This is a genomic window from Roseovarius halophilus (ex Wu et al. 2025) (genome assembly GCF_047086965.1).
This window is the reverse complement of record NZ_JBKOTX010000211.1, coordinates 1-8,552: the sequence shown is the minus strand read 5'-3', so window position 1 is coordinate 8,552 and position 8,552 is coordinate 1. Positions and strand designations below refer to the sequence as shown.

Here is an 8,552-nt window from a genome sequence, read left to right as displayed (position 1 = left end):
GAAGGTGCCGTCGGTGTTGAACCGTCCAGCCCCCGCTTCAGCAGAGCCGTTCACGTCAAACGGACGCACTTGGCCACATTCTTCGGGCTTGGGCGCCTCGCTGATCACTCTGAACTCCACGCGGCGGTTCTGCGCACGACCTTCGGCGGTTGCATTGTCCGCCACAGGCTCGCGCTCCCCGTACCCGCGTGCCACGAGCCGCTCACTGTCCACACCTCGCCGAGCAAGCACCTCGACAATGGACTCAGCGCGGGCCTGACTTAGGTCGTTATTCTGCATGTTGTTCCCGCTGGCGTCCGTAAATCCCAAGACCTCAATACGATCGGGTTCACAACGCTGCAGAACACGAATAATTTCCGACAAAACAGGAGAGCGGTTTTCAAGAACATCATGGCTACCGGTCGCAAACAGAATTGGACGGTCAGCCACCGCTCGATTTAACATATCCTCGCACTCGCCCCCCAATTTGTTCGCGAGGCGGTCTTGGGCACCCTTGGCAATATCTTCGAACAGCCGCGACTGTTTGGTGACAGTCTCGCGCAGATCGTTTTCTAAAATCTCTTTTAGCGGCTCATAAATCTGGTCGATCATGCTGTCGACAATCTGAACTGTGGATAGAGCTACACCAAGTCCATTGTACCGGTTATCAGCTGACGACACGCTTACTGCCGGCTGACAATCATGATTCCCCTCGTCCTTGCCATCTTCGATAGCAATAATGTCCACGGTCTGTTCAGCCGAATAGTTTTGTGGAGTAAGGGTAACCACTTTGGGCGACACGTCGCACTGCTCATCACCCGAGAATGTCAAAATTACGTCATCTGATGGCTCACCTGCCAACGAAAAAGCCATGCTACCATGATCATTACCGACTTCCGTCGCAGATAAATCCAGGTCACGCACAACGATCTCAGTCGCATCATCGTCGCGAATTGTAGAAGCAGCAGTTAGTGACGAGTCCAAGGGCGTAGTCGTGCCCGCTTCTTCAAAGCTCGTGAGCGAAACAGTTACACCCTCAGCACCCTCAACCAAGCCATCTTCTAAAACGTCAAGAATAATCTCAACCGAAGTCTCTCCAGCTCCAAGTATTACAACCCCAGAATTTTGGTCTGTGAAGTCCACTCCTGCTTCAGCACTACCAGACAGTGTGTAAGATATCGCCTGATCAGCATTCGGAGCGTTTTCAACACTCACTTTGAATTTCACAGGCGATGGGTCTCCGCTATTATTCTCCGCCCCATCCTGCACAGACTCAATTACGTGAGTAATAGCACAATCTTTAAGGGCTATGTTATTCCCAAGAACGTGCGGGTCACCAGCTGCAATTATAAATTCGTCGTAGTATGCATTCGCTGAGGGGCTGAAGTCTTTCATCACACCACTGTCGCCATCTTCCTCAGAGCCAATGAAAGCTGGATTTTCAGGCAGAAGATTGGTCACATCCAGCGTTCCTTCATTTTCGCCGGTATTTATGTCAAATCCTGCCGGGGCTGTATAATTTACTGTGAACGTCCCTTCTTCCAGTGCGAACCACTGAAATTCGCCATCACTACCGTCTTTTACCATGCGAATGTTATTAAAAATTCCGACCGACGAATTCGTACCAGATGGGCCTGTGACACTTATACTGCCACCAGGAATGATGCGCCCGTCGTCTTCACAATAAAAATAGCCTTGCGGGTCATATTCAGCAGGATTGAGATCAAGATGGTCGGGAATTCCATCACCATCACTATCGCGGTATTGATTGGCTGTCTGATAGCCTAAGACTATGTCGGCTGGATCAGAGTCGTTACCTTGTGTGTCAGAGACCACATATGGAACTGGAGTAACGGGCCCCAGAAAATTATCGACAGGACTAAATGTGATCAACCCTGTTTGTGTATCAACCGTCCAAACTCCCTCGTCGGGGATGGTAAGTCGGGACACTTCAGCGCCAGCATTACTCTCATCAAGCAATACAACGGTAGATACGTCCATTGCCCTATCGACGACCGTGTCATTGTCAAGAACATCGAATGTCACTGATGTGCCCGCCGGCTGGTCCAGCTTTTCATCATCTGCCGCTACCGGCGGATCAGTGTATTCAATCGTCAATTCGGCTTGGTTGGATTGCGCCGCTCCGTCAGATACGACGTAATCAACTGGTGTTGGATCGCCGCTAAATCCATCCCCAGGTGTAAATTTTATTTTTCCATCACTTTCAACGCTCCACACACCTTCACCGTCGATGCTTAGAGTGGTGACTTCACTATTCCCGTCGATCAGCTCGACACTGCTTGGGTCCAGATTGCCAGTTCCTGCCGCATCGTTGTTCAAGATATCCACCAGAACCGGCGATCCGATAGGGTTTGCAGTGCTTGTATCATCAGCAGCAACAGGATTGCTGCCATACCCAACGGTCACCGTTGCAAGGTTGGATTTGCTTCCGTTTGCATCTGATACCAAATAACGGATTGGCGTCGGGTCACCTGTGAGGCCGTCTAATGGTTCAAACTTGATTTTACCATCACTCTCTACGCTCCATACACCTTCACCAGAGACGGTAAACGTGGAGACTTCAGTACCATCATCCATCAGTTGAACAGTTGAAGCATCTGGCGTTGAGCCCGATGCATCATTTGCAAGAACATCAACCGCTACCGCGTGGCCAGAAGTATTACCAGCACTTGTATCGTCCTTCGCAATAGGAGGAGCGGCAAACCCCACGCTAACCGTCGCAAGATTGGACCGATTGTCATTGGAATCGGAGACAAGATATTGAATCGGGGTTGGGTCGGCCTCAAAATCCGACTCGGGCGTGAAGGTAATTTCTCCAGGATTCGGGCCTACAGACCAGGTTCCTTCACCCGCGACAGTAAGTGAATCACCTACGGCGAGCAGGCTACCATTCTCCTGAACTAGCTGGATTTTCGAATCGTCTGGCGTTGTGCCGGACGTATCATTTGCAACAACGTCAACCACGACCGCTTGACCCGACGGCTGGTCGGTAAATGTGTCGTTTTCGGCAATCGGGCCCTCGCCATAACCAAGGCTAATCGATGCCGGCGCTGAAACGTTGCCCTGATTGTCGCCGAATATGTAGGCGATAGGCTGCGGGTCACCCGTAAACCCTAGCTCCGGAGTGAATGTAACACCCCCAGTCTTTTCATTGACAGTCCACGACCCTTCACCTGGAACAGTGATTGTATCAACTTTACCACCATCCGCCTTGAGCAGTTTTACAGAACTACGGTCAACAAGCCTGCCAGCAGACACTGTGTCATTGTCAAGAACATCAAATGTCACTGATGTTCCCGCCGGCTGGTCCAGTTTTTCATCATCTTCCGCTACCGGCGGATCAGTGTATTCAATCGTCAATTTGGCTTGGTTGGATTGCGCCGCTGGATCAGAAGTATCAGACACGACGTAGTCTACTGGTGTTGGATCGCCGCTAAATCCATCCTCAGGTGTAAATTTTATTTTTCCATCACTTTCAACGCTCCACACACCTTCACCGTCGATGCTGAGAGTGGTGACTTCACTACTCCCGTCGATCAGCTCGACACTGCTTGGGTCCAAATTGCCAGTTCCTGCCGCATCGTTGTTCAAGACATCCACCACAACCGGCAATCCGATAGGGTTTGCAGTGCTTGTATCATCAGCAGCAACAGGATTGCTGCCATACCCAACGGTCACCTTTGCAGGGTTGGATTTGCTTCCGTTTGTATCTGATACCACATAACGGATCGGCGTTGGGTCGGCCTCAAAATCCGACTCGGGCGTGAAGGTAATTGCTCCACTGCTCGTGCCGACAGACCAAGTGCCTTCACCAGAGACGTCAAGTTCGTCTCCTGCATCTAGCTGCGTCCCATCCGCTTGCACCAGTTGAACCGTCGAAGCATCTAGCGTTGAGCCCGATGTATCATTTGCAAGAACATCAAGCTCTACCGCTTGGCCAGAGGTATTACCAGCACTTGTATCGTCCTTCGTTATCGGTCGGGTATTATACTCCAAGGTAACCGTTGCGGGGTCAGCTTGCCGACCCAGATCATCGGAAACAACATATTGGATCGGGGTTGGGTCGGCCTCAAAATCCGACTCGGGCGTGAAGGTAATTTCTCCACTGTTTGTGTCGACAGACCAATCTCCTTCACCAGAGACAGTCAACGTCGTGACTTCAGCTCCAGAATTATCTAAAAGCCGTACAGATGCGTTATCTAAAGGCTTTGGAATATCATTATCAAGTACATCAACGACGGCCGTGTCCCCGATCGCTAGATCATTTTCGAAATCGTCATTAGCAGTCGGATCCTGCACTTCACTTCCTGGCAAAACCCCCTCAATAAGGTCCTTAATCTTTACCGAAAAATCAGCATAAACAATTTCTCCGTTTTCAGCTTCGCCCTTGAATTTAACGTTATAGATATTGTCCTGGTTTGCATCATTGGGATTTTCATAGTCCGCCGGATCGTCTGTTGTGTCTTCATCATGGTCAAAGAAGACCAAACCCTCGGCTGATATGCGAAATTTTGACTGATCATCGCCTCCGTGTACGCTCCAACTTGTAATTGGAACATCCGATGTGATCTTTCCAGCATAGTTCTCGCCCGTGTCTGGCACAAATTGGTTTTTCGGGTTATACTTCCCGCTATTATCTTCAACGATTACCCCATCGTCTACGATGTAATTCTCCTCATAGAACTCCTGCTGAAATGTGCTGCCGGTCTTCATCTTGTCTGGCCCATCGGGGCCTGTAAGCTGAGGAGTCTTGGGCGTGACATTAACTACAACTGGCTCCGTGGTTACGTCGCCATCGACGTCAGTTGCCTCAACTTCAAGATTATAAACACTGTCCTCATCTGAATCATTTGGGTTTGCATGCGATGGAAGGCTATTGAATGACAACGTGCCAGCACTGTCGATTGAAAAGTTCGATGCGTCAGTGCCAGAAATGCTCCAAGTGACGGGCTCATCTGCCTTGAATTGCTCTACCGCCAAGGCCTCATACTCAGGAACTGAATACGCAAAAGGGTCGTCACTGACTGAATTTGGCGCGCTGATGACTGGCGCCGCATTGTTTGTTGTGACGGTACCATCTTCTGTCACAGTAATTGTTATGGGTAGGGTCGTAGTATTCCCCGCAAGGTCAACCGCTTCAACTTCCGTTATATATATGTTGTCCCCATCAAGGTCATGAGGGTTGTCGAATTGCGGCGTCTGCTTAAATTCAATTTGCCCTTGGTCCGAAATCTGAAAATGCTCTGCATCATCACCCAACAAGCTGAAGGTCTTTATCGGTTCATTTGCAGAGACAGTAAAAACCTCTCCTGTATGACCATCAGTTACCGTCTTGTAGAGAGGACCATTAGTGACGTTTTGATCACCAATACCACTTGGACCTGTCAGCTCAGGAGGCGTTGTATCCTGAACCTCGACTGAAACACCAGCGATCGTGAAGAACATGGTTGCGCCACGCGATCCATCAATATCGTCCATGTAGATTTTGAATTCCTTGACGGATGGATTTGGCCGGAAGATCGCGGCTTCTCCTCTTGGGTTATTGCCGCCTGATGTATTTATGAGAATGTCACCGACGCCATCAACAGCCCTTAAACGCTGACGCTCATCTTCGTCCCAAGAAACAGGAACACCGGCATCTAGTGTAAAAATTTCTAGTCCATCCGAGTTCGTTGCGACGGCCAAATTTGTATTATCTTCCCACTTCCCTGGAACGTTCGCGATCCACGTGTCCCTTGGAGCTGCGTCATCCATGTCATCGATATTTTCAAAATTTATTTGCGAAACTTCAAAACCAAGCGCTTTAAATGTTACATTTGAAGGAGCATTCATTTCAACGCGTCCATCATTGTTAAACTTTCCACTAGCACTATGCTCTAGCACCAATTGGTAGCCGTTATCGGCGGTAAGCGTCATGATGTCATTTGTCACTTCTACAGATGTGAACTCAACTGTCTGTCCGCTTGCGGATAGTGAGGAAGAGACAAAGACTGAGATCGCGAACGCGGCGATTAGTAGAACTCGGATCATGTCAACCTTCAGTGTAACGATTGGCTTGCTTGCTCGGGGCTTCACCAATGCTCCCTCTACGGGCTTGAATGCGTTGTCAATAATCGGCATATGAGCGTACGTTTTACATTTGATACTTTCGATAGATTTGTGCGATGCTTATATATGAACGATGCAGCTGTCGTTCGCCCTAAGTGGTCACTGAAACCGTTTTTTGGACTGTTATTTGAGGACGTGGTTCACTTTTTTCAGGTGACGAATGAGGTGACGATGCGCGGGACGGTTCTGTTGGGGGTGTCGCTGTTCAACTAAGTGGACCATGATGAACGCGTTGTAACCGCCCGGTTTGAACCGCCTTGCGGCCTCAGGCGGCTTCGGTCTTGGGCGCAGCCTCTGGCATGGGCGCCCAGTTCCACGGCAGAAGCTCATCGAGCCTGTTGATCTTGTGAGTAAGCGCCAGCTGGGCCCCACGGTTTTTCAGCTTGACGGCTGGAAGTTCCAGGGGAGGAGTTCGTCGATCCGGTTTTTCGGATGGCCGGCGGCGATGGCCTCGAGCGTTGCCTTGAGATAGGCGAAGGGCTCGACGCCGTTGATCTTCGCGGTCTCGATCAGGGACGCGATGCGGCCCCAGGCCTTGCCGCCCTCGTCGTGACCGGCGAACAACGCATTTTTCCTGTTCAGAGCGATCGGGCGGATCAGATTTTCGACGCCGTTTGAATCGATCTCGACGCGGCCGTCATGGAGAAGGGTCTGCAGTCCGTCCCAGTGGCGATGGATATAGGCCAGCTTCTCGCCGAGGCGGGACTTGGCCGAGACCCGAAGCCGCTGTTCCTGTAGCCAGTCGCCGAACGCCGCCACCAGCGGGGCCGTTCGTGCCTGCCGGGCCGAGAGGCGTTGACCTGGTTCGACGCCGTGGATGTCAGCTTCGACCTTGTAGAACTCGGCAATACGCCGCAGCCCCTCGGCGGCGATCTCGGAGCCGTCGCGGTCGAACACTTCCTTCAGCTTGCGCCGGGCGTGCGCCCAACAATGGGCCACGCGGATGGGCTCGCCGCCCTTGCGGGAGGGGCGTGTCAGGCGGTTGTAGCCCGTATATCCGTCGAGTTGCAGGATCCCGTCGAAGCCAGTCAGGAAGGTTTCGGCATTCTGCCCGCTCCGACCCGGGGCGTAAAAGAACACCACGCCGGGCGGGTCAGCGCCGCCCCACCTGCGGTCGTCGCGGGCCAGTGCCCAGAGATAGCCGGTCTTGGTGCGCCCCCGCCCCGGATCGAGCACCGGCGCCGTGGTCTCGTCCATGAACAGCTTGGTGGACGCCTTCAGGTGCTCGGCCAGCCGATCGACGACGGGCCGCAGGTGGAACCCCGCAACGCCCACCCAGTTGGCCAGGGTACCGCGGTCGATGGTGACACCCGACCGGGCGAGCATCTGGCTCTGGCGGTATAACGGCAGGTGGTCGGCATATTTGCTGACCAGCACGTGCGCGATGGCGCCCTCGGTCGGCAGGCCGCCCTCGATCAGGGCGGCGGGGGCCGGCGCCTGCGTCACGCCATCGGTGCAGGCGCGGCAGGCGTATTTGGGGCGGACGGTCACGATCACACGCAGCTGCGCCGGCACGATGTCCAGCCGCTCGGTGCGGTCTTCGCCGATCTTGTGCATCTGACCACAGCTGCAGGGGCATATCAGGCTCTCGGGCTCGACGACCTGCTCGATCCGCGGCAGGTCTGCGGGCAGGTTGCCACGGTTGCGCCTGGCCACCCGTTTGCGTTTCGGCGTGTCATCGCCGGGCGCTTGATCCTGTTTCTGTTCCTCGGCCTCGGAGATTGCCACGTTGAGGTCCTCGAACGCCAATTGCCGATCGTCCTCGTCGAGCTTCTCGGATTTCTTGCCATGCACGACATGGTTCAGTTCGGCCACCAGGTGCTCGAGGCGCTTGACGATCTGCTGAAGGCTGGTCTTCTCACCCTTGAGGTTGCTGTTCTCGCGCAGCAGTGCGGCGATCGTATCGCGCTGGTCCTCGGGAATGGCCGAGAGGTCGATATCAGGCAGGGCCGACATGCCCCGAATATACCCTGAACCGGCTGGAAATGCGCGCCAATTCACCCGCCCGAGTCACTCCGCCGCAGCCGGCCGGCGTGCCTCCAGCGCCTTCACCCGGCGCCAGTCCAGGCCGGCGAAGAGCGCCTCGAACTGCGCCCGGTTCAGGGCCATCACCCCGTCCCGGATGGCCGGCCAGGTGAAGGTTGCCTCTTCCAACCGCTTGTAAGCCATCACCAAACCGGTCCCGTCCCAGAACAGGATCTTCAGCCGGTCAGCCCGCTTCGCGCGGAACACGAACACCGTACCGGTGAACGGGTCCTCCGTAAGCACAGACTGAACCAGCGCCGCCAACCCGTCATGGCCTTTCCGGAAATCGACCGGCTGCGTCGCCACCAGGATGCGCACCCTGTGCGCGGGCAGCATTACGCGGGCACCCCGAGCGCCCGGACGATCCCGGCAATGCGAGCGGCGGGCGTGTCAGCCTCGAGCTGGATCACCACCTCGCC

The 8,552-nt window shown here is 53.8% G+C and carries 3 protein-coding genes; all 3 read right to left on the bottom strand.

Annotated elements, in window-relative coordinates; all coding sequences use genetic code 11:
* Positions 1-5,916, bottom strand: a 5,916-nt coding sequence (locus ACH107_RS26985; RefSeq protein ID WP_412508755.1) for an Ig-like domain-containing protein, incomplete at its 3' end; no start/stop codon positions are given.
* Positions 5,917-6,486: 570 nt separating this feature from the next.
* A complete protein-coding gene (gene tnpC, locus ACH107_RS26980) occupies positions 6,487-8,064 on the bottom strand; it encodes an IS66 family transposase (protein ID WP_412508754.1) in 1,578 nt (525 codons plus the stop codon).
* Between the two features lie 54 nt (positions 8,065-8,118).
* Positions 8,119-8,469 carry an IS66 family insertion sequence element accessory protein TnpB gene (tnpB, locus tag ACH107_RS26975; RefSeq protein ID WP_412508752.1) on the bottom strand — a complete coding sequence of 117 codons (351 nt, stop codon included), beginning with the start codon at positions 8,467-8,469 and terminating at the stop codon, positions 8,119-8,121.
* Positions 8,470-8,552 lie beyond the last annotated feature (83 nt).

Bases quoted from the DNA above. Each gene is read 5' to 3' on its own strand.
- tnpB (WP_412508752.1), bottom strand. From the start codon at position 8,469: ATGCTGCCCGCGCACAGGGTGCGCATCCTGGTGGCGACGCAGCCGGTC.
- tnpC (WP_412508754.1), bottom strand. From the start codon at position 8,064: ATGTCGGCCCTGCCTGATATCGACCTCTCGGCCATTCCCGAGGACCAG.